The 22,925-nt window shown below is 69.1% G+C and carries 19 protein-coding genes; 3 read left to right on the forward strand and 16 right to left on the reverse strand.

Annotated features, from left to right (window positions below; translation table 11 throughout):
- Nucleotides 1-15: 15 nt before the first annotated feature.
- The 8 genes from ispG to NF681_14870 form a co-directional block, all read right to left on the reverse strand.
- Nucleotides 16-1,293, reverse strand: a complete 1,278-nt coding sequence (ispG, locus tag NF681_14835; protein ID UST53575.1) for a flavodoxin-dependent (E)-4-hydroxy-3-methylbut-2-enyl-diphosphate synthase — start codon at nt 1,291-1,293, stop codon at nt 16-18.
- Nucleotides 1,290-2,234 (reverse strand): helix-turn-helix domain-containing protein, encoded by a 945-nt coding sequence (locus tag NF681_14840; protein UST53576.1) that lies wholly within the window; start codon nt 2,232-2,234, stop codon nt 1,290-1,292. Before NF681_14840 ends, ispG begins: the two co-directional genes overlap by 4 nt.
- Complete coding sequence (pilW, locus tag NF681_14845; protein UST53577.1) at nt 2,227-3,078, reverse strand: type IV pilus biogenesis/stability protein PilW; 852 nt, start codon at nt 3,076-3,078, stop codon at nt 2,227-2,229. Before pilW ends, NF681_14840 begins: the two co-directional genes overlap by 8 nt.
- Before the next feature lie 4 nt (nt 3,079-3,082).
- Complete coding sequence (rlmN, locus tag NF681_14850) at nt 3,083-4,237, reverse strand: 23S rRNA (adenine(2503)-C(2))-methyltransferase RlmN (GenBank protein UST53578.1); 1,155 nt, start codon at nt 4,235-4,237, stop codon at nt 3,083-3,085.
- A 23-nt stretch (nt 4,238-4,260) separates the two neighbouring features.
- On the reverse strand, nt 4,261-4,686 hold the full coding sequence (ndk, locus tag NF681_14855; GenBank protein ID UST53579.1) for a nucleoside-diphosphate kinase: 426 nt from the start codon (nt 4,684-4,686) through the stop codon (nt 4,261-4,263).
- A 120-nt stretch (nt 4,687-4,806) separates the two neighbouring features.
- A complete protein-coding gene (locus NF681_14860; protein UST53580.1) occupies nt 4,807-6,504 on the reverse strand; it encodes an rRNA pseudouridine synthase in 1,698 nt (565 codons plus the stop codon).
- Complete coding sequence (gene scpB, locus NF681_14865; protein ID UST53581.1) at nt 6,501-7,127, reverse strand: SMC-Scp complex subunit ScpB; 627 nt, start codon at nt 7,125-7,127, stop codon at nt 6,501-6,503. Before scpB ends, NF681_14860 begins: the two co-directional genes overlap by 4 nt.
- A 135-nt stretch (nt 7,128-7,262) precedes the next feature.
- The gene (locus tag NF681_14870) at nt 7,263-8,231 is read right to left on the reverse strand and encodes an RluA family pseudouridine synthase (protein UST55793.1); all 969 of its coding nucleotides are present in this window, start codon (nt 8,229-8,231) and stop codon (nt 7,263-7,265) included.
- Between the two features lie 80 nt (nt 8,232-8,311).
- Here NF681_14870 and NF681_14875 point away from each other — a divergent pair, with 80 nt between their 5' ends.
- The gene (locus tag NF681_14875; GenBank protein ID UST53582.1) at nt 8,312-9,121 is read left to right on the forward strand and encodes an outer membrane protein assembly factor BamD; all 810 of its coding nucleotides are present in this window, start codon (nt 8,312-8,314) and stop codon (nt 9,119-9,121) included.
- Between the two features lie 30 nt (nt 9,122-9,151).
- On the opposite strand, the gene NF681_14880 is transcribed toward NF681_14875, so the two are convergent.
- Entirely contained in the window at nt 9,152-11,176 is a 2,025-nt protein-coding gene (locus NF681_14880; protein UST55794.1) for an ATP-dependent DNA helicase, read from the reverse strand.
- Nucleotides 11,177-11,592: 416 nt separating this feature from the next.
- On the opposite strand from NF681_14880, the gene NF681_14885 reads away from it, so the two are divergent.
- A complete protein-coding gene (locus tag NF681_14885) occupies nt 11,593-12,378 on the forward strand; it encodes a protein phosphatase 2C domain-containing protein (GenBank protein UST53583.1) in 786 nt (261 codons plus the stop codon).
- Nucleotides 12,379-12,406: 28 nt separating this feature from the next.
- Here NF681_14885 and NF681_14890 read toward each other — a convergent pair whose 3' ends face one another.
- From NF681_14890 to NF681_14915, 6 genes are all read right to left on the reverse strand, one after another.
- A complete protein-coding gene (locus tag NF681_14890) occupies nt 12,407-13,048 on the reverse strand; it encodes a hypothetical protein (protein ID UST53584.1) in 642 nt (213 codons plus the stop codon).
- The gene (gene zapE, locus NF681_14895; GenBank protein ID UST53585.1) at nt 13,048-14,145 is read right to left on the reverse strand and encodes a cell division protein ZapE; all 1,098 of its coding nucleotides are present in this window, start codon (nt 14,143-14,145) and stop codon (nt 13,048-13,050) included. Before zapE ends, NF681_14890 begins: the two co-directional genes overlap by 1 nt.
- Nucleotides 14,146-14,152: 7 nt before the next feature.
- Nucleotides 14,153-15,580 carry a dihydrolipoyl dehydrogenase gene (lpdA, locus tag NF681_14900; protein ID UST53586.1) on the reverse strand — a complete coding sequence of 476 codons (1,428 nt, stop codon included), beginning with the start codon at nt 15,578-15,580 and terminating at the stop codon, nt 14,153-14,155.
- 153 nt (nt 15,581-15,733) lie between these two features.
- Entirely contained in the window at nt 15,734-17,005 is a 1,272-nt protein-coding gene (gene odhB / locus NF681_14905) for a 2-oxoglutarate dehydrogenase complex dihydrolipoyllysine-residue succinyltransferase (protein UST53587.1), read from the reverse strand.
- A 96-nt stretch (nt 17,006-17,101) separates the two neighbouring features.
- On the reverse strand, nt 17,102-19,993 hold the full coding sequence (locus NF681_14910) for a 2-oxoglutarate dehydrogenase E1 component (protein UST53588.1): 2,892 nt from the start codon (nt 19,991-19,993) through the stop codon (nt 17,102-17,104).
- Nucleotides 19,994-20,249: 256 nt separating this feature from the next.
- A complete protein-coding gene (locus NF681_14915; protein UST53589.1) occupies nt 20,250-20,849 on the reverse strand; it encodes an isochorismatase family protein in 600 nt (199 codons plus the stop codon).
- Between the two features lie 116 nt (nt 20,850-20,965).
- On the opposite strand from NF681_14915, the gene NF681_14920 reads away from it, so the two are divergent.
- A complete protein-coding gene (locus NF681_14920; protein ID UST53590.1) occupies nt 20,966-21,745 on the forward strand; it encodes a lysophospholipase in 780 nt (259 codons plus the stop codon).
- Nucleotides 21,746-21,799: 54 nt separating this feature from the next.
- Here NF681_14920 and NF681_14925 read toward each other — a convergent pair whose 3' ends face one another.
- On the reverse strand, nt 21,800-22,876 hold the full coding sequence (locus NF681_14925) for a PQQ-dependent sugar dehydrogenase (GenBank protein ID UST53591.1): 1,077 nt from the start codon (nt 22,874-22,876) through the stop codon (nt 21,800-21,802).
- Between the last annotated feature and the right edge of the window lie 49 nt (nt 22,877-22,925).

A 22,925-nucleotide genomic window follows, 5' to 3' on the forward strand; every position in this document is an offset into this window, starting at 1 on the left:
CGACGGCGCATGGCGTCAGACGCCGAAACGCTTCTCGATGTAGGTCTCGACCAGTTGGTGGAACTCGCGCGCAATGTTGTCGCCGCGCAGGGTCAGCGCCTTCTCGCCATCGATGAAGACCGGCGCCGCCGGCGCCTCGCCGGTGCCCGGCAGGCTGATGCCGATGTCGGCGTGCTTGCTCTCGCCGGGCCCGTTGACGATGCAGCCCATCACGGCCACCTTCAGGTTCTCGACGCCGGGATAGCGTTCGCGCCACACCGGCATCTGCTGGCGCAGATGGTCGTCGATCTGCTTGGCCAATTCCTGGAACGTGCTGCTGGTGGTGCGCCCGCAACCCGGACAGGCCGTGACGCTGGGAACGAACACCCGCAGGCCCAGCGCCTGCAGGATCTCGTTGGCGATCAGCACCTCCTGTGTGCGCGCCTCGCCGGGCTGCGGCGTGAGCGAGACGCGGATGGTGTCGCCGATGCCCTCCTGCAGCAGGATCGACAGCGCGGTGGCCGACGCCACGGTGCCCTTGGTCGCCATGCCGGCTTCGGTCAGCCCCAGGTGCAGGGCGTAGTCGCAGCGCTTGGCGAGTTCGCGGTAGACCGAGATCAGGTCCTGCACGCCGCTCACCTTGCAACTCAGGATGATCTGCTCGCCGCGCATGCCCATCGATTCGGCGAGCCGGGCGGAGTCGACGGCCGAGCTGATGAGCGCCTGGTACATCACGGATTTCGCCTCCCAGGGCTGGGCGCGCCGGCTGTTGACGTCCATCAGGTGCGCGAGCAGTTCCTGGTCGAGGCTGCCCCAGTTCACGCCGATGCGCACCACTTTGTCCCAGCGCATCGCGGCCTCGATCATCTGGCCGAACTGCTTGTCCTTCTTGTCGCCCTTGCCCACGTTGCCGGGATTGATGCGGTATTTGCTCAAGGCCTGCGCACAGTCCGGAAAGTCGGTCAGCAGGCGGTGGCCGTTGTAGTGGAAGTCGCCGATGAGCGGCACGTCGACGCCCATGCGGTCGAGTTGCTCGCGGATGTAGGGCACCTGCTGCGCCGCTTCGGGGGTGTTGACCGTGATGCGCACCATCTCCGATCCGGCCAACGCCAGCTCCTTCACCTGGATCGCGGTGCCGATGGCGTCCACGGTGTCGGTGTTGGTCATGGACTGCACCCGCACCGGCGCGTCCCCGCCCACGGTGACGGTGCGTGCGCCCCAAACCACCCTCGCCTGTCGCGAGCGGCGCGCCTTGGGCGCCGCAGGCTCGATCGGGAATTCGTCGAAATTGACGGCTTTTGCAATGTCGTTCATGGCTTGATCTCGAAACGGGCCACGCCACCGGAACCGGTCTGCGGTCCGAGGTCGAAGGGCTGTCCGCGCACCGACACGTCGACGCTGGCCGCGCGACCGATCACGACCGACATCGGCAAGCGGCCCGACAAGCCCACGGTCTCGTCGGCCTGCAGGCTGCGGCGCAGCAGTTGGCGCCCGCCCGCCTCGGTCACGGTGACCCAGGACGGAGCGCGGGCCACGATCACCAGCACGTCGCTCGAAGCGGGTGCGGCCGGCGTGCCGGCGGACGTGGATGCGGCGGTTGCCGGCACGGGCGAAGCGGCGGAGGCCGGCGTGGCCGATGACGTCGACGGCGCCACGAGGCCCGGAACCACGGGTTCGGTGACCATGCCGGGCTGTGCGGGTGCCGACGAAGCGTCACCCGCCGCACCGCTTGCGGCCTCGGCGCCCGATGTGGACACGGCCCCGCCCGGCAGGGCCGCGCTCAGGCGCCCGAACGCACCCGGCGGCAGCAACCACAGGAGCAACGCGCCGATGAGCAGCAACGCCACCACGACGAGCAGCGTTCGCGACGGCCGACCGCCCGGCGCGACGCCGCGCGTGCGCGGTGCGCCCGACCGAAAGCTGCTGCTGATGGTCTGATCGGCATCGGCGAGTCCGGGCTTGAGCGCGCCCGGCAGCTTCGCCAGTACCGGCGCCGGATCGACGCGCAGCGCCCGGCAGACGCTGGCTGCCAGAGCGCGTGCGAACACCGGATCGGGCAACGCGCCGATGTCGTCGTCCTCCAATGCCTGCAGCTTCCGCGTCGGCACCTTGAGGGCCGCGGCCACGACGTCGATCGGCAGGTTGTGTGCCTCGCGCGCCTCGCGCAGCAGGGTGCCGGCGCTCCGGTCGGCGTGGCCGACCGGCGTGTTTGGCGCGACCGGCGCAGGGCCGGCATCGCTCGCCCGTTCAATCATCGAAACTCCCGCGTTCGAGGGCCATCGCTTCCCGGGATTCGGGGAAGCGACGCCGCAATTGCATTCCGAGTTGCGCCTGGGCTTCCCGATTCTGGAGCGCACGCTCGATCCTGATGCCCAGCCACAGCGTCTCGGCGTTGGCCGAAGGCCCGTTGTTGACGCGCCGGATGTAGAACTGGGCGCGCTGGGGGTCGCCCCGCTCCCGCATCAGCAGGGCGAGGTTGAAACCGACGACCGGATTGCCGGGATCGAGCTCGTGGGCCTGCAGCAGGCTGCGCTCGGCACCGGCGCGATCGCCGGCCTTGACCTGGCACAGGCCCTGGGTCATCAGCGTCTTGGCCTTGTCGGCATAGCCGGGAACCGCCAGCGCGAGGGCGAACTGCGCGCTCGCATCGCCGTGGCGGCCCTGCTGGCACAGCAGCCAGCCGTAGTTGTGCAGCGTGTTCGGCTCGCGCGGATTCAGTGCGATGGCGCGACGGAAGCTGTCCTCGGCCAGGGCGGCCTCGTCCAGGCGCATGTAGATCAGTCCACGCAGGTTGTAGGCGTCGGCGAATTTCGGATCGATGACGAGCGACTGCTTGGCCTCCTCGAGCGCCACCGCGGTCTGTCCGGCCTGGAAGTAGCCCACGGCCAGTTCGAGGCGCAGCCGCGCGCGGCGGCGCTCGCTGGGCTCGTCGGACGCGCTGACGATGTTCGCGCCACCGCTGTTCACGTCGTTCGGCAGCACCCGGGACGTCCGGGTGGACGTGCAGCCCGCGACCAGGGCGATGGCGCCCGCGATCGCGAGCAGGCGTGCCACGCGGCGCACCGAGGGCGACAGGCTCGAACGCACGAGGCGACGCATCGCTTCAGCGTCGTTGCGCCGGCGCGGCGTCGGCGGCTGCGTCGGCACGCACCGGGTGCAGCATGACGGTCCGCCGCCCGGCCATGCGCTCGGCGGCACGCGTGCGATCCCTGACGTCGCCGGCCAGCTGGCCGCAGGCGGCGTCGATGTCGTCGCCGCGCGTCTTGCGCACGGTGGTCACCAGGCCGGCCTCGCTGAGCACTTTCGCGAAGGCCACGACCCGCGCCTGCGGCGAACGCAGCAGGCCCGAGGCCGGGAAGGGGTTGAAGGGAATCAGGTTGAACTTGCACGACACCCCCTGCGCGCGCACCAATGCGACCAGTTGCGCCGCATGCTCGGGCGTGTCGTTGACCCCGTCGAGCATGCAGTACTCGAACGTGATGAAGTCGCGCGGGGCGTGCGCGAGGTAGCGCCCGCAAGCCTCGAGCAGTTCGGCGATGGGGTACTTGCGATTGAGCGGCACGAGATCGTCGCGCAGGTTGTCGTTGGGCGCGTGCAGCGAGACGGCCAGGGCCACCGGGCAATCGCCGCCCAGGCGATCGATCATCGGCACCACGCCCGACGTGGACACCGTCACGCGGCGGCGCGACAGGCCGTAGCCGTTGTCGTCGAGCATCGTGCGCAGGGCCGGCACCAGTGCCGCGTAGTTCTGCAGCGGCTCGCCCATGCCCATCATCACGACGTTGGAGATGACGCGCTCGTCACGCTTCAGGTGACGGCGCAGGAAATGTTCGGCGAACCACAGCTGCGCGGTGATCTCGCCGGTCGTCAGGTTGCGGCTGAAGCCCTGGTGGCCGGTCGAGCAGAAACGGCAGCCCACCGCGCAGCCGGCCTGGGACGACACGCACAGCGTGCCCCGGTCGTCCTCGGGAATGAAGACCGCCTCGACCGCATCGCCGCCACCGACGTCGAACAGCCACTTGATGGTGCCGTCCTTGGATTCGTGCTGCGCGGACACCGGCAGCGCCTCGATCCGCGCGGTCGTCGCGAGCTTCTCGCGCAGCGACTTCGCCAGATCGGTCATCTGCGTGAAGTCGCTCGCGCCGCGCTGGTGGATCCAGCGAAAGAGCTGGGTCGCGCGGAAACGCTTCTCGCCCAGCCGTTCGCAGAACGCGGCCAACCCCTCCAGATCGAACTCGAGCAGATTGACGGTGGTCATGGCGTCGGGCCGGGCAACCGGGCTCAGCGTGCGTAGACGCTCAGGCCGGCGAAGAAGAAGGCGATCTCGTTGGCAGCGGTCTCGGCGGCGTCGGAGCCGTGCACGGCGTTGGCGTCGATGCTGTCGGCGAAGTCGGCGCGGATGGTGCCGGCGTCGGCCTTCTTCGGGTCGGTGGCGCCCATCAGGTCGCGGTTCTTGGCGATGGCGCCCTCGCCCTCGAGCACCTGCACGAACACGGGGCCGGAGATCATGAACTCGACCAGATCCTTGAAGAAGGGACGGGCCTTGTGCACGCCGTAGAACTGCTCGGCCTCGGCACGGGAGAGCTGGACCAGCTTGGCGGCGGCGATCTTCAGGCCGGCGGCTTCGAAACGGGCGACGATCTGGCCGATGGCGTTCTTGGCGACGGCGTCGGGCTTGATGATGGAGAGGGTGCGTTCGATGGCCATGGAAATGCTTTCTGAGCTGTTGATTTTCGAGGGATCCCGCCGTGCGGCCCGCGGGGCGGGCGTTGTGGCAAAGCCCGTGATTTTAGACCGGCGCGGTCATCCCGACCCGCGCCCGGGGGTCTAGCGGCCGCGCCGCTTGCCGCCGCCGGGACCGCCGAAGCCGCCACCGCCGCCGGGGCCGCCGCTGCGGCGTGGTGGTCCCTGGCGCTGCTCCTTGCGCTGGCGCGAGAAGCTGTCGGCGCCGATGTAGCCGAGCGAGGTCTTCATCGGATCGGGCTGGCTGGCGCCACCCGGGGCCGCCGGAGCATCGCCGCGCCGACCGCCGCGCTGCCCGCCGGCGCCATTGCCCGGCCCGGCTGCGCCGGGTCCCTTGCCGTAGCCCGTGAAGCCACCGCCACCGCCGCCACGGCGTCCCTGCGGCAGTCCGCCCGCGTTGCCGGCGGCCTTGCGGTTGGTGGTGTCGTTGCCGCGCCGGGGACCGCGCCCGCTGCGCCCGCCTGCGCCGGCATCGGCGTTCGGTCCGCGCGGGCCGGCACCGGGCCGGGGCGCGTTGCGTTCGGCGCGCTCCCCGCCCCCGGCGGCCTGGAACAGGGACCGGATGTCGCGGTCGTCGAGTTCCATCCAGGCACCGCGCTTGAGGCCGCGCGGCAGCAGCATCGCGCCATAGCGGATGCGGATCAGCCGGCTGACCGCGTGGCCGACCGACTCGAACAGGCGGCGCACCTCGCGGTTGCGGCCCTCTGAGATCGTCACCCGGTACCAGTGATTGGAGCCTTCGCCGCCGCCCTCCTCGATCGTGCCGAACTGCGCCATGCCGTCGTCCAGGCGCACACCCTCGAGCAGCTTCTTCTTTTCCTCGGCGTTGATGGCGCCGAGGACGCGCACGGCGTATTCGCGCTCCAGGCCGAAGCGCGGATGCATCAGCTGGTTGGCCAGATCGCCCGAGCTGGTGAACAGCAGCAGGCCCTCGGTGTTCAGGTCGAGGCGGCCGACCGACTGCCACTTGCCCTGGTGCAGGCGCGGCAGCTTGCGGAACACGGTCGGGCGGTTCTGCGGATCGTCGTGCGAGACCACCTCGCCGACGGGCTTGTGATAGGCGATGACACGCGCCGGGGGCGGGTCGATGCGGTAGCGGATCGGCTTGCCGTTGACCTTGATCTGGTCGCCGAACTGGATGCGCTGGCCGACGTGCGCCGGCTCGCCGTTGACCGAGATGCGGCCCTGCACGATGAGCGCCTCCATCTCCAGGCGCGAGCCCAGCCCGGCCTGCGCGAGCACCTTGTGCAGCTTGGGCGAGTCGGCCTCGGGCAGCAGCACGCGCTTGAGGGGCGGCACCTCGGGGCTTTCCTCGTCGGCGTCGAACTGGCCGGAGATGACGTCGACGAAGCGGATCGGCTGGGTCGGTGGCGCGTTGCGGCGGGCGCGGTCCAGCGCGCGGCGTTCGCGATCGAGGTCGTCCTCCTCGTCGTCGGGTTCCTCTTCGTCCTCGTCCTCGTCATCGACGACTTCGACGTTCGCGACATCGCCCTGGATGCGGGCAGCGACCGGGAGCACCGGTGCCACCTCCACCTCCACCGCCATCGGCGCAGGTACAGGCGCGGACGCCGGAGCGACTTCGGCGACGGCCGGGACCGCTTCCGGCGTCGGGGCCGTGATCACGTCGGCCTCCGGCGCCGCGACGGGCTTGCGGCGGCGCGGACGCTTCTTCGGCTCGGTACCGGGGACGGCATCGGCCTCGACCGGCGCGGCGGACGCCGGCGTGGAACGGGGATCTTCGGCGGCGGATGCGCCGGTGTCTTCGGGGACCGAGGAACTCATGGGAGATGTCTTCCGGATGCCGGGGTCGGCGGGGTGGATGTCCCGTGGCCGACGGGCGCGGCGCGGGGATCGACGACGGCGGACACCGCGTCGGTTGCAGGCGCGGGCGCGCCCGGAGCCTCGATCAGGGGAAGCTGGTCGATCGAGTCGAGCCCCAGGTCGTCGAGGAACTGACGCGTCGTCGCGTAGAGCGCGGGACGGCCGACGGTCTCGCGATGGCCGATCACCTCGACCCAGTTGCGATCCTCGAGTTGCTTGAGGATGAGCGAATTGATCGTCACGCCGCGGATGTCCTCCATGTCGCCACGCGTGACGGGCTGCCGGTAGGCGATGATGGCCAGCGTCTCGAGGACGGCGCGCGTGTAGCGCGGGGGTTTTTCGGGATGCAGGCGGTCGAGGTGCTCGCGCATCTCGGGGCGGCTCTGGAAGCGCCAGCCGCTCGCCACGCCGACGAGTTCGAGCCCGCGCTGGGACCAGTCCTCCTGAAGTTCGGCGAGCAGGGCCTTGATGGCGTCGGCGTCGAGTTCGTCCCCGAACAGCACGCGCAGCTCGCGCACCGGCAGGGGTTGCGTCGAACAGATCAGGGCGGTCTCGAGAATGCGCTTGGCATCCGCCGTATTCATGGTTCGCGTGGTCCAGGCGCCCAGGGCGCGCGTTCGGGTGGATCGAGAAAGAAAGAGAGAAGCGAGAAGCGCGTCCGGCCCGTGGCGGGTGGTTGCGCTGGGGCCGGCAGGGAGGGCCGGCGGACCCGGGGGCCGTCAGGCGCGATTGTAGTCCAGACCCCAGGCCGCGAAGGCGTCGGCCAGGTCGGACGGCGGCGGCGCGAGGAAGACCATCGGCGTCCCTGTCATCGGATGGACGAAGGCCAGCCGGTACGCGTGGAGTCCCTGGCGGTACAGGCCCGCGGCCGGCGCCCCGCCATAGAGCGCGTCACCCACCAGCGGGTGACCCAGGGACGCCATGTGCACGCGGATCTGGTGCGTGCGACCGGTCTCCAGCGTGCAGCGCACCGCGCACCCGTCGGCATGGCTGTCGAGCCGCTCGATCAGCGTGCGGGCAGTCTTGCCGGGATGGCGCGCCAGGTCCACCACCGCCATGCGCAGGCGGTTGCGCGGGTCGCGTCCGATCGGCGCATCGACCTGGCGAGCGGCGCCGCCCTGCCACGAACGGTGCGCCAGCGCGATGTACTGGCGCTTGACGTCGCGCGCCGCGATCAGGGCGACCAGCGCGTCCATGGCGGCGCGGCTGCGCGCCACCACCATCAGCCCGCTGGTGTCGCGGTCGAGCCGGTGGACGATGCCGGCGCGCGGCAGGTCGGCGGCGCTCGCATCCAGCGCCAGCAGGCCGTTGAGCAGGGTGCCGCTCCAATGCCCCGGAGCCGGGTGCACGACGAGCCCGGCGGGCTTGTCGATGACGCGCAGGTGGGCGTCCTCGTGCAGCACGCGGATCGCCATCGGCTCGGACTTGAAGGCCCGGCTCTGCGGGGTCGGGCGCAGTTCGACGCTGCCCGCCTCGCCCGCGCGCACGGTCGCCGCGGCCTTGGTGGCGGGTCGGCCCCGCAAGGTGACGCCGCCGGCCTCGATGAGCTGCTGGAGGTAGCTGCGCGAGAACTCGGGCACCAGCACGGCAAGCGCCCGATCGAGGCGCGCGCCATGCTGTTCGGGGCCGACGACGAAGTCGCGCGTCTCGGCCGAATCGGCCGGATCCGCACCCTCGTCGATGTCGATCGGGACGGCCGCGCGGGTATCTTCGCGCCGAGGGGCGGTCGATATAATCGAAGGCTCTTGTTTCAAGGAAGCTTCATAAGATGGTTCGTGCCAAATTATCGACGGCCTGCGGCTGGCTTACGCTCGCGATGGTCGCGGCCACACTGGCCGGATGCGGCACCGCCAAGGTCGACGAGACCGCCAAGTGGAGCCCCAACCGCATCTACAGCGAAGCCAAGGACGAGGCGGGCTCGGGTGCCTACGACAAGGCCATTCCGCTGTTCGAGAAGCTCGAAGGCCGCGCCGCAGGCACGCCTCTGGCCCAGCAGGCCCAGCTCGACAAGGCCTATGCCCAGTACAAGGCCGGCGAACGCCCCGGCGCCATCGCCACGCTGGATCGCTTCATCAAGCTGCACCCGGCCAGCCCCGCCCTCGACTACGCGCTCTACCTCAAGGGCATCGTCAACTTCAACGACGACCTCGGCCTCTTCGCCTCGCTGACCCGCCAGGACCTCTCCGAGCGCGACCAGAAGGCCGCCAAGGAGTCCTTCCAGTCCTTCAAGGACCTCGTCACGCGCTTTCCCGACTCGCGCTACACGCCCGATGCGCGGGCGCGCATGAACTACATCGTCAACTCGCTCGCGCAGTACGAGGTCCACGTCGCGCGTTACTACTACAACCGCGGCGCCTACCTCGCGGCGATCAATCGGTCCCAGCTCGCGCTGGCCGACTACCGCGAGGTGCCGGCGCTCGAGGAAGCGCTCTACATCATGGTGCGCTCCTATGACGCCCTGGGTCTGACCGACCTGCGCGACGACGCTCAGCGCGTCCTGACCACCAACTATCCCCGCAGCGCCTACCTCACGCGCGGCTTCCGCGCCAAGGACGATCCATGGTGGAAGGTCTGGTGAGCGCCCGCGGCTGAACACCGCAGCGCGTCTTCAGCCGCCGTCGTCGAGACCGGTCTGCAGCGCGCCGATCGCGGCCGCGAACTCCGCCTCGTCCTTGAGGCGCCGCATCGGCGGCAGCGCCGCCAGCAACCGGCGGCCATAACCCATCGTGGCGAGCCGGGTGTCGCAGATGGCCAGCACACCCGCATCGCTTTCCCGCCGGATGAGACGTCCCGCGCCCTGCTTGAGGGCGACGGCCGCTTCAGGCAGGGCGTAGTCGCCGAACGCGCTTCTTCCCTGCGCTTCCAGGCGCTGCGATCGGGCTTCCACCAGCGGGTCGTTGGGGGGCGGAAACGGCAGCTTGTCGATGACGACGAACTGGAGCGCATCGCCCGGCGCATCGAAACCTTCCCAGAACGACGCCGAGGCGACCAGCACGCAGCCCGCGCGTGCGCCGCCCTGCGGCCCGGCCGCCGCCGCGCCCTCGCGGAATCGGTCCATCAGCACGCGCTTGGGCAATTCGCCCTGCACCAGTACCTCGGGGCGGCCTTCGGCGGGCTCGAGTTCCAGGTGGCGGCGCAACGCGTCGGCGATGGTCCGCAAGGCGCGCAACGTGGTGGTGAGCACCAGCGTGCGCCCGCCGAGCGCGGCCGCGCCCCGTGCCGCCAGTCGCGCGACGCGCTCGCCGTGCGAGGGATCGTTCGGTTTGGGGAAATCGCGCGGCACGTAGAGCGACGCCTGCCGCGCGTAGTCGAACGGACTGTGGACGCGCAGGACCTCGGCGTCGTCGAGTCCGCACGGCTCGGTGAACCAGCGCAACCGCGTGTCGTCGCCCAGCGTGGCCGAGGTGAACACCCAGGCCCGGCCCCTTCCCTCGGCGTCGCCGTCGGCATCGACCTGCTCGCCGAGCACCCGCGTGCGCATGGCCTCGGCGATGTCCAGCGGCGATTCCACCAGGCGCAGCTGTTGAGCGACGTCGACCCAGCGCACCGAACCCAGCGCGCAAGGCCGCGCGAACCGGGCCGCGCGCTCGGCCAGCCGGAGCGCGCGTTCGTGCAGGCGAATGAAATCCGGGGACAGTTCGCTGACCGTGTCCAGGCCTTCTGCCGCGGCCTCGAAGGCCTCCTGCATCAACTGCAACGCCTCGTTCCATGGTCCATGCGCGATGCCTTCGGGCGCCGTGGTCGCGGTGCGATCGTCGTCTGACGATCCGCCGGGCTCGTCGTCAGGCTCGCCCCGGCGGGTCGATGTCACGGCGCTGCTCCAGCGCAGCCGCGTGCCGGGCCGCTGCGATCCGGCAGCGAGCCTCAAGGCGCGCGCGCTGCGCTCGACCTCCGCCATCAGCCCGGTCCAGTCGACCAGCCCGCGGGCCTGCTGCAGACCGGCCGCCAGCAGATCGCGCGCGAAATCGAGCGCCTGACCGGTGCCCATCTGCGTGCCGAGGAATTGCACGCCGGTCTCGTTGAGCTGGTGCGCCTCGTCGAAGACCACGACGCGCACGCTCGGGAGCAGTTCGGCCATGCCGGACTCGCGCACGGCCAGGTCGGCGAAGAACAGGTGGTGGTTGATCACCACCACGTCGGCTGCCAATGCCTCGCGGCGGGCGAGGTTGACGTGGCAGGGCCTGAACTGGGGACATTGCTGGCCCAGGCAGTTCTCGCGCGTCGAGGTGATCAGCGGGATGAGCGGCGAGCGCTCGTCGAGCCCGGGCAATTCGGCCAGATCGCCGGTCCGCGTGGCCTGGGCCCACTGCTCGATCCTGGCCAGCACGCGCACCCCGCCCCGCTCGGGCAGCGAGGCGTCGTGGCGCGCCAGGCCCAGCCGGTGCAGGCAGAGGTAGCTCGCACGGCCCTTGAGCAGCGCGGTGCGGACCGGCAGCCCGAGCGCGTCGACCAGGCGCGGCAGGTCACGGCCGAAGAGCTGGTCCTGCAGGGTCTTGGTGGCGGTGGACAGCAGCACGCGCTCGCCGCTCAGGAGTGCCGGGACGAGGTAGGAAAAGGTCTTACCGACGCCGGTGCCGGCCTCCACCACCAGGGCACCGCCGGTCTCGATGGTGCGGGCCACGGCCAACGCCATCTGGGTCTGACCGTCGCGTTCGCGGAACTGCTCGGCCGCGCGCGACAACACCCCACCCGGCTCGAACGCCTTCAGCACCTGGGAGGCGAGGGGTTCGTGGTCGGTTTCGGCCGAATTCGAAGGGGCGGGAATCGGAGCGTCCAAGGATTGCGGAGGTCGTGCCGGAGCGCTGGAAAGCGGACCACGGCGGTGGGGTGGAAGGAGACGGGACGCAGTGGCCGGGAGAAACGGTCGCCGTCGAACGATCGGACCGCCGATGTCTTCAGACGGCGAGGACCGCCTGTCCATCCGGACTTCCGGCACCGCGCCCGCTCCACCATCGCACCCGGCTCGGCGGTTGCGTCCTCGCCCGATAATACGGCCCCGCATCGGTTCTCCGATTCTCTTCGACCCAGCGCCCCAGGCGCCTCCGCGTCATGACACGAGGCTTTAGATTCGCTGCCGCCACCGGCCTTCACAAGGGCGATCGCCCCTACCAGCAGGACCAGGTCCTGGTCATCGACCATCCCCGTGCTTCCGGGTGTCTCCTCGCGGTGGTGGCGGACGGGATGGGAGGTCGCAGTGGAGGCCGAAAGGCGTCCGACCAGGTCCTGATGACCGCGCGCCAGCTGTTCGCGCGCCATCGGCCCGAACACGACGAGCCGGCGGCCTTGCTGCGGCAGCTGCTCGACGACGCGCACATGGTCATCAAGCTCACCGCGCTGTCCAGCGAACAGGAGCCCCACAGCACGCTTGCGGCCTTCCTGGTGACGCCGCGCGGCGAAAGCACCTGGATCCATGCTGGCGATTCGCGCATCTACCACTTCCGCCAGGGCCGGCTGCTCAAGCGCACGCGCGACCATTCCTATGTGCAGATGCTGCTGGACCGCGGCGAGATCACCGAGGCCCAGGCCGCCGGTCATCCGCAGAGCAACATCCTCATGGGTTGCCTGGGCATGACCGCGGTCGCGCCGCCCGTGACGATCGACACCAGCGAACTGCTGCAGCCCGGCGATGTGCTGATGGCCTGCAGCGACGGGCTGTGGCAGCACTTCCAACCCTCGGAGATGGGTCCGGTGCTGGCGCAGCATCCGCCCCGCGTGGCGATCGAACTCCTGATGGCGGAGGCGCGGGAGCGGTCGCGCGGCACGGGCGACAACATCTCGCTGGCCGTCCTGAAGGTCGAGCCCCTGGTCCGGGCCTCGACGGACGCAGGCGCCTGAATCCTCGGGACGGAACGCGCGCGGTCGCTCAGGGTGCGGGTGCGGGCAGCGGCGCCGCGTTCTTGGTGCGCTCGGCATTGCGCCGTTCGCGGTCCGCCTTGCGCCGTTGCGCCTCTTCGAGACGACGCTCGTAAGCGGCTCGACGCTCCGGCGCATCCTCCCGCAGGCGGGCGGCGCGCTCCTGTTCTCGGGCGTTGGCGGCCTGGCGCCGCGCCAGGGCCTCGCGGTTGGACTGGGCCTTGGACACCGCCTCGTCGCGCTGCTGCGCGTGGTCGGCGGCGCGTTGCTCGCGGTCCTGCTGCGACTGCACTGCCTGATCGCGTTCGGCCTGGGAGCGCGGTGCCTCCTTCTGCTCCAGGCGATCGAGCTGGGCCGCGCCGCGCTGCTTGCGCTCGATGTCGCGGATGGCGGCCTCCTGGCGCCGGAGGTCGTCGTCCTCGGTGCGCCGACGCTGGCGGCTGTCCTTGAGGCAGTCCTCGACGGCGAATCGCTGGTAGCACGCGACCTGCTCCGCCTTCACGCGGCGATCGAGCGCGGCACGCTCGCTCGAGAGCCGATCGCGCTCCGCCTTGAGGTCGAGCGCGCCCGTGGTGGCGAGCGTCTGGGCCGTGGCCGGCACGACGGCCAACAGGATGGCGAGGGACCCGAGGGTCTTCTGGAGGGGCGTCATCAGGTGAGGCGGGTGTCGACGGTGCGGCGCTCCAGCGCCAGGAACTCGGCCGACTGCATCTCGTTGAGCCGGGAGACGGTGCGCGGGAACTCGTGGGCCAGTTGGCCTTCCGTGTACAACGCCTCCGGAGCCACCTGGGCCGACATCACGAGCTTGACGCGGCGATCGTAGAAGACGTCGACGAGCCAGGTGAACCGGCGCGCCTCGGAGGCCCGGTTGGCCGACATCGCCGGCACGTCGGACAGCAGCACGGTATGGAACTGCGTCGCGATCTCGAGGTAGTCGTTCTGCGAGCGCGGACCGCCACACAGCGTGCGGAAATCGAACCACACCACACCGCCAGCCTTGCGCCGCGCCGGGATCTCGCGCTGCTCGATGTGCAGCACCGGGGCCTCGTCGGCCGTCTCGGCCAGCTTGTCGAAGGCGACGGCCATCTCCGCATCGGCCTCGGGGCCGTTGGGCGTGAGGTACATGCGCAGCTGTTCGAGGGTGCGGCGACGATAGTCGGTGCCGTTGTCGACGCTCAGCACTTCCAGCTTCTCGTTGAGCAGCGCAATGGCCGGCAGGATGCGATCGCGGTGCAGGCCGTCGGGATAGAGGTCGTCGGGCTTGAAGTTCGACGTCGTGACGAAACCCACGCCGTTGTCGAACAACGCCGCCAGCAGGCGGTGCAGGATCATCGCATCGGTGATGTCGGCGACGTGGAACTCGTCGAAGCAGATCAGCTTGAAGCGCTTGGACATCCGCCGACCGAGTTCGTCCAGCGGATTGACGATGCCCTGCAGTTCGGCGAGCTCACGGTGCACCTCGCGCATGAATTCGTGGAAATGCAGGCGCGTCTTGCGCCGGATCGGCACCGCGTTGAAGAAGCAGTCCATGAGGAAGCTCTTGCCGCGACCCACGCCGCCGTACATGTAGACGCCCCGCGGCACCTGCGGACGGTTGATGAGCTTCTTCAGCGCGTTGGAGCGCTGCGTCTTGTAGGCCGCCCACTCGCTGGCGCAGCGTTCCAGGGCGGCCACCGCGCGCAGTTGCGCGGGATCGCTCTGGAACCCGCGCGCGGCGAGTTCCGCCTCGTAGGCTTGCTGGACGCTCAAGGGAGGGTCAGAAGTTCAGCGTGCGCTTGTCGACCGCCAGCGCCGCTTCCTTGGTCGCTTCGGACAGCGACGGGTGGGCGTGGCAGATGCGGGCGATGTCCTCGGCGCTGGCCTTGAACTCCATCGCGACCACGGCCTCGGAGATCAGTTCGCTGACCTGCGGACCGACCATGTGGACGCCCAGGATCTCGTCCGTGGCGGCATCGGCCAGGAACTTGACCATGCCGGTCGTGTCGCCCAGCGCGCGGGCGCGGCCGTTGGCCAGGAACGGGAAGGTACCGGCCTTGTAGGCGCGGCCGCTGGCCTTGAGCTGCTGCTCGGTCTGACCCACCCAGGCGATCTCCGGATGCGTGTAGATGACCCAGGGGATGGTGTTGAAGTTGACGTGTCCGTGCTGGCCGGCGATGCGCTCGGCCACCGCAACGCCCTCTTCCTCGGCCTTGTGCGCGAGCATCGGGCCGCGCACCACGTCGCCGACCGCCCAGACGTTGGGCAGGTTGGTCTTGCACTCGTCGTCCACCACGATGGCGCCGCGTTCGTCGAGCGCCAGGCCCACGGCTTCCGCGTTCAGGCCGATGGTGTTGGGCACGCGGCCGATCGAGACGATCAGCTTGTCGACCGCGAGCGTCACGGCCTCGCCCTTGGCGGTGGTGTAGGCGACCGACACGCCGTCGTCCGACGCGGCGATCTCGCCGACCTTCACGCCCAGTTCGATCTTCAGGCCCTGCTTGTCGAAGGCCTTCTTGGCTTCCTTGGCGATCTGCTCGTCGACCGCGCCGAGGAAGGTCGGCAGGCCTTCGAGCACCGTGACTTCGGCACCCAGACGGCGCCAGACCGAACCCATCTCCAGGCCGATGACGCCGGAGCCGATCAGTGCCAGCTTCTTGGGCACCGCGCCGATGCGCAGCGCGCCGTCGTTCGACAGGATGTTCTTCTCGTCGAAAGGCGCGCCGGGCAGCGCACGGGCGTTGGAACCGGTGGCCACGACGATGTGCTTGCCCGAGATGCTTTCCTCGGTGGCACCGGCGACCTTGAGTTCGTAGCCGGTCTCGTCGGTCTTCACGAACGAGGCGCGGCCGTGGAAGAAGGCGATCTTGTTCTTCTTGAACAGGTAGAGGATGCCGTCGTTGTTCTGCTTCACGACGTTGTCCTTGCGCGCGAGCATCCGGGCCACGTCGAGGCTCAGGCCTTCGACGCCGATGCCGTGTTCGGCGAACGAATGGCCGGCCTGCTCGAAATGCTCGGACGACTGCAGCAGCGCCTTCGACGGAATGCACCCGACGTTGGTGCACGTGCCGCCCGGTGCAGGGCCGCCCTTGGCATTGGTCCACTCGTCGACGCACGCGACGTTGAAGCCGAGTTGCGCGGCGCGGATCGCCGCGATGTAACCGCCAGGACCGCCGCCGATGACGACGACGTCGAATTGCTTGCTCATGTGATCTCTCGATTCAAATCTGGGAACGGGACCTTGCGGCATCCGCGAGGTCCCGTCCGGAAACACCGCGCGACCGGCCCTGCCAAGCCGCGGGTGTCGCCCCCCTCGGGGGTCGGGCTCGGCGACACGAAGACGCGCGAGGACGGGAACAGGTCAGATGTCGAACAGCAGGCGAGCCGGGTCTTCCAGCGCTTCCTTCATGGCGACCAGGCCCAGGACGGCTTCGCGGCCGTCGATGATGCGGTGGTCGTAGCTCATGGCGAGGTAGTTCATGGGGCGGATCACGATCTGTCCGTTCTCCACCACCGCGCGGTCCTTGGTCGCGTGCACGCCCAGGATGGCCGACTGCGGCGGGTTGATGATGGGCGTCGACAGCATCGAGCCGAAGGTACCGCCGTTGGAGATGGAGAACGTGCCACCGGTCATGTCCTCGATGCCGAGCTTGCCGTCCTGGGCCTTCTTGCCGAACTCGGCGATCTTCTTCTCGATGTCCGCGAAGCTCATCTGGTCGGCGTTGCGCAGGATCGGCACCACCAGGCCACGCGGCGAGCCCACCGCGATGCCGATGTCGAAATAGCCGTGGTAGACGATGTCGTTGCCGTCGACCGACGCGTTGATGACCGGGAACTTCTTGAGGGCGTGCACCGCCGCCTTGACGAAGAAGCTCATGAAGCCCAGCTTCACGCCGTGCTCCTTGGTGAAGGAGTCCTGGAACTTCTTGCGCATGTCCATGACCGGGGCCATGTTCACTTCGTTGAAGGTCGTGAGGATGGCGTTGGTCGACTGCGACTGCAGCAGGCGCTCGGCGATGCGCGCGCGCAGGCGGCTCATCGGCACGCGCTGTTCGGGACGCTCGCCCAGGTCCTTGGGCGCCGACGGCGCGGCGACCTGCTGGAGGGCAGGCTTGGCGACCGGCGCGGGAGCGACGGCGGGCGCCTTGGCGGTCGTGCCAGAGGCCACGGCGCCCAGCACGTCGCCCTTGGTGACGCGGCCGTCGCGGCCGGTGCCGGAGACATCGCCGGCGGTGAGCTGGTTGTCGGCCAGCAGCTTGGCCGCGGCCGGCATGGCCACGTCCGACTTCGAGCCACCCGATGCGGCGGGCGCAGCAGCGGCGGCGGCTGGGGCGGCAGCGGCAGCGGCGGGTGCGGCAGCAGGCGCGGCGGCGGGTGCGGCCGCGGCCTTGGCGTCGGTGTCGATGCGCGCGATGACCTGTTCGGCCACCACCGTGGCGCCATCGGCCTGGACGATCTCGGCGAGCACGCCGGCCGACGGGGCCGGCACTTCGAGCACGACCTTGTCGGTCTCGATCTCGATGAGGATCTCGTCGACGGCGATGGCGTCGCCGACCTTCTTCTTCCAGGTCAGCATGGTGGCTTCGGCCACGGATTCGGACAGCTGCGGGACTTTGACTTCAACGATGGACATGGTGCTTGTTCTCTTCGTTATGGCTTGTGAGGTGACGGGAGGGCGAGCGGCGGGGAGACGCAGGCGCGCGACGGCGCCCGGCACCCCGGACCCGGCTTACTTGGTGAGGACGAAGCCCTTGAGCTTGGCGAAAGCGGCATCGACCAGGGCCTTCTGCTGCTCCTGGTGCAGATGGGAGTAGCCTACCGCCGGCGACGCCGACGCGGTGCGCCCGGCGTAGCCGAGCTTCTGGCCTTCGGCAAGGTTCTCGTGGATGTAGTGCTGCACGAAGAACCAGGCACCCTGGTTCTGCGGCTCGTCCTGCGTCCAGACGACGTCCACCAGGTTCGGATACTTGCGGATCTCGTTGGCGAACGCCTTGTGCGGGAACGGATAGAGCTGCTCGACACGGATGATCGCCACGTCGTCGACGCCCTTCTCCTCGCGCTTCTTGGCCAGGTCGTAGTAGACCTTGCCCGAGCACGCGATCACGCGGCGGACCTTGTCGGCCTTCAGATTGCGGCTGTCGGGGATGACGGTCTGGAACGAGCCCTTGGTGAACTCCACCAGCGGCGAGGTCGCGTCCTTGTTGCGCAGCAGCGACTTGGGCGTCAGGATGACCAGCGGCTTCCTCAGGTTTCGCACCATCTGGCGACGCAGCAGATGGAAGATCTGGCTGGCGGTGGTGGGCTGCACGACCTGCATGTTGGTGTCGGCGCTCAGTTGCATGAAGCGCTCCAGGCGCGCCGAGCTGTGCTCCGGGCCCTGACCCTCGTAGCCGTGCGGCAGCATCATGGTCAGGCCGTTGACGCGGCCCCACTTCACCTCGCCGGAGGCGATGAACTGGTCGATCACGACCTGCGCACCGTTGACGAAATCGCCGAACTGCGCCTCCCAGATCACCAGCGTGTTCGGGTCGTTCGAGGCATAGCCGTATTCGAAGGCCAGCACGGCCTCCTCCGACAGGATCGAGTCGATCACCACGAACGGTGCCTGGTTGTCGGTCACGTTCTGCAGCGGCACGTAGGTGCCCTCGTCGAACTTCTCGCGGTTCTGGTCGTGCAGCACGGCATGGCGGTGCGTGAACGTGCCACGGCCGCAGTCCTCGCCCGACAGGCGCACCGGATAGCCGCTCGCCACCAGCGAGGCGAAGGCCATGTGCTCGCCCATGCCCCAGTCGACGTTGACGTCGCCGCGACCCATGGCGGCACGGTCGTCGAGCACCTTCTTGACCAGCGGATGCACCGTGAAGCCGGCGGGCACGGTGGTGATCCGCTCGGCCAGACGCTTCCATTCGGCCGTCGGCAGCGCCGTGTCGGCGGCATCGGTCCACTTGCGGTTGAGGTAGGGGCTCCAATCGACGGCGAACTTGCTCTTGAAGTTCGTCAGCACCGGGTTGGTGGTGTTCTGGCCGGCATCGAAGGCCGCACGCTGCGCCTTGACCATGTCGTCGCCCAGCGTGTCGCCAAGGCCCTGGGCAGCGAGTTTGTCGGCGTAGAGCCGACGCGTGCCCGGATGCTGGGCGATCTTCTTGTACATCAGCGGCTGGGTGAGCGAAGGCGTGTCCTGCTCGTTGTGGCCCAGCTTGCGGAAACAGATGATGTCGACCACGACGTCCTTCTGGAACTCCATGCGGAAGTCCAGTGCGAGCTGCGAGGCGAGCACCACGGCTTCGGGATCGTCGCCGTTCACGTGCAGCACCGGCGCCTCGATCATCTTGACGATGTCCGAGCAGTACAGCGTCGAGCGGCTGTCGCGCGGGTCGCTGGTGGTGAAGCCGATCTGGTTGTTGATGACCATGTGGACCGTGCCGCCGGTGTGGTAGCCACGCGTCTCGGCGAGCGCGAGCGTCTCCATGACGACGCCCTGGCCGGCGAAGGCCGCATCGCCGTGCACGATGATCGGCAGCACCTGCTTGCCCTTGGGGTCGCCACGGCGGTCCATGCGCGCGCGCACCGAGCCCTCGACCACCGGGTTGACGATCTCCAGGTGCGACGGATTGAACGCCAGGCTCAGGTGGACCGGGCCACCGCGGGTGGTGACGTCGGAGCTGAAGCCCTGATGGTATTTCACGTCGCCGCTGGGCAGCTCCTCGGGCGCGGTGTGATCGAACTCGGCGAACAGGTCGGCCGGCAGCTTGCCCAGCGAGTTCACCAGCACGTTCAGGCGGCCGCGGTGGGCCATGCCGATCACGATCTCCTGCACGCCCTTCTCGCCGGCGCCATTGATGATCTCGTCCATCGACACGATGAAGCTCTCGCCGCCCTCGAGCGAAAAACGCTTCTGGCCGACGTACTTGGTGTGCAGGAAGCGCTCCAGGCCCTCGGCCGCCGTCAGGCGCTCCAGCACGTGCCTCTTCTGGTCGGCGTTGAACTTCGGGTTGGCCCGGTCGCTCTCCAGCCGCTGCTGCCACCAGCGCTTCTGGTTCTGGTCGGTGGTGTACATGTACTCCACGCCGATCGTGCCGCAGTAGGTCTCGCGCAGGGCGTTGAGCAGGTCGCGCAGGGACATCGTGTCCTTGCCGAAGAAGGTGTTGCTGGTGTTGAACACCGTCTCGAGGTCGGCGTCGGTGAAGCCGTAGAACGACGGCTCCAGCTCGGGGATCGAGGGGCGCTCGGTGCGCTTGAGCGGATCGAGGTCGGCCCAGCGGGCGCCGACGTTGCGGTAGGCGGCGATCAGTTGCTGGACGGCGGTGCGCTGGCGGCCGAGCTCGGAATCCGCGCCACTCGCATGCACCACGCGCGTGGTGCCCTGCTTGGCGCGTTCGGCGAAGGCGTTGACCACCGGCAGGTGCGGGACGTCGCGGGTGTTGCGTCCGTCGGCCGACGGCACGTGCTGAAGGGCGTCGAAATAGGTACGCCAGTTGTCGGGCACGCTGCCCGGGTTGGCGAGGTAGTTCTCGTACATCTCCTCGACATAGGGCGCATTGCCGCCGAAGAGATAGGTGCTGCCTTCGTAGCCCTGGTAGATTTGGCTGGCAGACGCCGAGGGCGTCGTTGAATCGCTCATTATTCCGCTGACCTTCGCTCTCCTCTGGAGAGCATTAGCTGGTTTGAGAAACCTTCCGCGACACGGCTGAACCGATTGGCGGATGCGACTGTGGCTGGGGAAGGGCCTAGTACACCGCGATTGTGCCACGGCATGTCCAACGCCCTTCGATTCGCATGTCGTCGCAATCCGACAGTCTCTCGTGGACCGGTCGGCTGTGCAGGAAGGTGGATGGGATTGCTGGCATCACCCTAACCCAGGTGGGTGACGGCGGCAATCACCGGATCAGTTCGAGGAATTCCCGGAAGCGCGGATGCTCGGCCGTGCCGAGCCATTCGAAACCCACCATCTCGGTGGTCACCAGCTCGGCGCCGGCGCCGGCCAGACGGTCGAACGCGGCGTCGCGGTTGCGTTCGGTGCGCGAGCTGCAGGCGTCGGTCACGACCCACACTTCGAACTCGTCCTCCAACAGGTCGAGGGCCGTCTGCAGCAGGCAGACGTGCGCCTCGCACCCGGCGATGACGATGGTGTTGCGCTCGTCGCCGCCCGTCGGCTTCTGCAGGTGCTTGGGCAGGCTCCTCGCGTTGCCCTGGGGCGCCTTCGCCGGCGCGCGCAGCCATTCGCCCAGGCCTTCCTCGACACCACTGAAATGCATCTTGGCCAAGGTGCGACGGCACAGGGATCGCAGTTCGGCGGGGTTCTCGCCGAGCTTCGAAGGATTCTGTTCGGTGCCCCACACGGGCACGTCGACCAGCGCGGCGATCTTCGCCAACCGCACCGCGTTGGCCGCCGCGGCGTCGCCCTCGAAGATGGCGGGCATCAGGCGGGACTGGTAGTCGACCAGCACGAGTTGGGATTGGGAGGCGTCGAGCAGCATGGGATCGGAGGGATTTGAAGGAAAGGGAAGGAAGGACGACCGGCACTGCGTTCCGGCCCGCAGGCCGAACCGTACCACCGCGCCGGCGCGGCGCGTGCCGCGCATAGACTGGACCGATGTTCAAGCGAGCCGCCATCCTGACCGTGTCGTGTGCCCTGTTCGGTGCCGGTTGCGCCTCGCGTCCGGCCACCGCCCCGATGCCCACGCGCTTCGACGCCGGAGCGTGTCCGGCGGCGACCGACACCCTCCTCGTGCTCCTGCCCGGCGCCCGCTCGCCGATCGACGAGTTCGAGCGTGAAGGCTTCGTCGACGCGGTGCGCGAGCGTGGGCTGGCGGTGGACGTGGTGCGCGCCGACGCGCATCGCGGCTACTACGACGCGTCGCTCGCCGTCGTGCAGCGGCTGCGCGAGGACGTGATCGCGCCGGCACAGGCACGCGGGTATCGCTCGATCTGGATCGCGGGCATTTCCCTGGGCGGCCTTGGCGGCGCGCTCTATGCGCAGGCGCACCCCGCCGATGTCGCGGGGCTGGTGCTCATCGCGCCCTATCTGGGCGAACGCGCGACGGCCACCGAGATCGACAACGCGGGCGGCCTCGTCAACTGGCAGGCACCGACCGGGCCGCTGCAACCACCACAGCAAGCAGCGCGCGAATTCCGTGACCCGGCGCTCTGGCGATGGCTCCAGACCCGTGCGGCGCAACCGCAGGATGCGGGTTCGCCACCGCTCTATCTGGGCTATGGACGAGAGGATCGCTTCGCCTTCAACCATCGCCTGCTCGGAGCCGCCCTGCCCGCCGCTCGCGTGGCGACCACCGCAGGCGGTCACGACTGGCCGGCGTGGCGGCGTCTGTGGCAATCCCTGCTGTCGACGCTTCCCTTGCCGCGCTGCGGCTGAACGAGGCCCCGACACAGGGCATGCCCCGGCCGGATTCGCCTCGACAGGTCGAATCTACTCGGGCCGCAGCCGGATGAGCTGGCCGCCGCGCGACGCGTCGGTCAGCACGTAGAGCAGGCCGTCGGGCCCCTGCTTCACATCGCGGACGCGGGCCCGACCGTCCTCGAGCAGCTTGTGCTCGGCGATCACCTTGCCGTCCTTCAGTTCGATGCGGTCGAGGTAGCCGAATTTGAGCGAGCCCACGAACAGGTTGCCCTTCCAGCCCGGATCGTAACGATCGCTGGTGAGGAAGGCCATGCCCGAGGTCGCGATCGAAGGCACCCAGTGATGCACCGGCTGCGCCATGCCGTCCTTGGCGGTGAGGCCGTCGCCGATCCTGCCGCCACCGTAGTTCTCGCCGTGGGTGATCACGGGCCAGCCATGGTTGACGCCGGCTTCGGGCACGTTGATCTCGTCACCCCCCTGCGGCCCGTGTTCGGTCATCCACAGCCGACCGTCGGGCGCGAGCGTCGCGCCCTGGCCGTTGCGATGGCCGTAGCTCCAGATCTCGGGCAGGGCACCGGCGCGCTTCACGAACGGGTTGTCGGGCGGCACCGTGCCGTCCTTGCGGATGCACACGATCTTGCCGATGTGGTTGTCCAGCTTCTGCGCGTCGTCCTTGCGACTGAAACGATCGCCCAGGGTCAGGAACAGCGTTCCGTCACGGGCCTCGACGATGCGGCAGCCGAAATGAGCGGAACTGGCGACCTTGGGCTTCTGGCTGAAGATCACCCTGACCGATTCGAGTCGGGTGCGATCGGCCGACAGGCGTGCGCTGGCCAGGGCCGTGCCGTTGGCGGGGCCGGAGGCCGAGGGTTCGGAAAAGCAGAAATAGACCGTGCGGTTGTCGTTGAAGCCCGAGTCGGACAGCACGTCGAGCAAGCCCCCCTGCCCGCCGGTCGCGATCGGCGGCAGGCCCTGCAGTGCCATGCCGATCGCACCGCCGGGTTCCACCACGCGCAAGCGACCCGCCTTCTCGCTGACCAGGAAGCGTCCTTCGGGCAGGAAGGCGATGCCCCAGGGACTTTCAAGCTCGGACGTCACCACCTCGCTGCGTGCCTGCCCCGCGACCGCTCCCGCGAACGTCGCCAAGGCCAAGGCAAGTGCACAGGTTCGAAGACCTTTCTTGGACGCTCCGGGC

The sequence above is a fragment of the Comamonadaceae bacterium OTU4NAUVB1 genome (assembly GCA_024372625.1).
Classification (GTDB): domain Bacteria; phylum Pseudomonadota; class Gammaproteobacteria; order Burkholderiales; family Burkholderiaceae_C; genus Variovorax.

Coding starts and splice junctions, on each gene's coding strand:
- ispG (UST53575.1), bottom strand. CDS start 1,293: ATGAACGACATTGCAAAAGCCGTCAATTTCGACGAATTCCCGATCGAG.
- NF681_14840 (UST53576.1), bottom strand. CDS start 2,234: ATGATTGAACGGGCGAGCGATGCCGGCCCTGCGCCGGTCGCGCCAAAC.
- pilW (UST53577.1), bottom strand. CDS start 3,078: ATGCGTCGCCTCGTGCGTTCGAGCCTGTCGCCCTCGGTGCGCCGCGTG.
- rlmN (UST53578.1), bottom strand. CDS start 4,237: ATGACCACCGTCAATCTGCTCGAGTTCGATCTGGAGGGGTTGGCCGCG.
- ndk (UST53579.1), bottom strand. CDS start 4,686: ATGGCCATCGAACGCACCCTCTCCATCATCAAGCCCGACGCCGTCGCC.
- NF681_14860 (UST53580.1), bottom strand. CDS start 6,504: ATGAGTTCCTCGGTCCCCGAAGACACCGGCGCATCCGCCGCCGAAGAT.
- scpB (UST53581.1), bottom strand. CDS start 7,127: ATGAATACGGCGGATGCCAAGCGCATTCTCGAGACCGCCCTGATCTGT.
- NF681_14875 (UST53582.1), top strand. CDS start 8,312: ATGGTTCGTGCCAAATTATCGACGGCCTGCGGCTGGCTTACGCTCGCG.
- NF681_14880 (UST55794.1), bottom strand. CDS start 11,176: ATGGCGTTGGCCGTGGCCCGCACCATCGAGACCGGCGGTGCCCTGGTG.
- NF681_14885 (UST53583.1), top strand. CDS start 11,593: ATGACACGAGGCTTTAGATTCGCTGCCGCCACCGGCCTTCACAAGGGC.
- NF681_14890 (UST53584.1), bottom strand. CDS start 13,048: ATGACGCCCCTCCAGAAGACCCTCGGGTCCCTCGCCATCCTGTTGGCC.
- lpdA (UST53586.1), bottom strand. CDS start 15,580: ATGAGCAAGCAATTCGACGTCGTCGTCATCGGCGGCGGTCCTGGCGGT.
- odhB (UST53587.1), bottom strand. CDS start 17,005: ATGTCCATCGTTGAAGTCAAAGTCCCGCAGCTGTCCGAATCCGTGGCC.
- NF681_14910 (UST53588.1), bottom strand. CDS start 19,993: ATGAGCGATTCAACGACGCCCTCGGCGTCTGCCAGCCAAATCTACCAG.
- NF681_14915 (UST53589.1), bottom strand. CDS start 20,849: ATGCTGCTCGACGCCTCCCAATCCCAACTCGTGCTGGTCGACTACCAG.
- NF681_14920 (UST53590.1), top strand. CDS start 20,966: ATGTTCAAGCGAGCCGCCATCCTGACCGTGTCGTGTGCCCTGTTCGGT.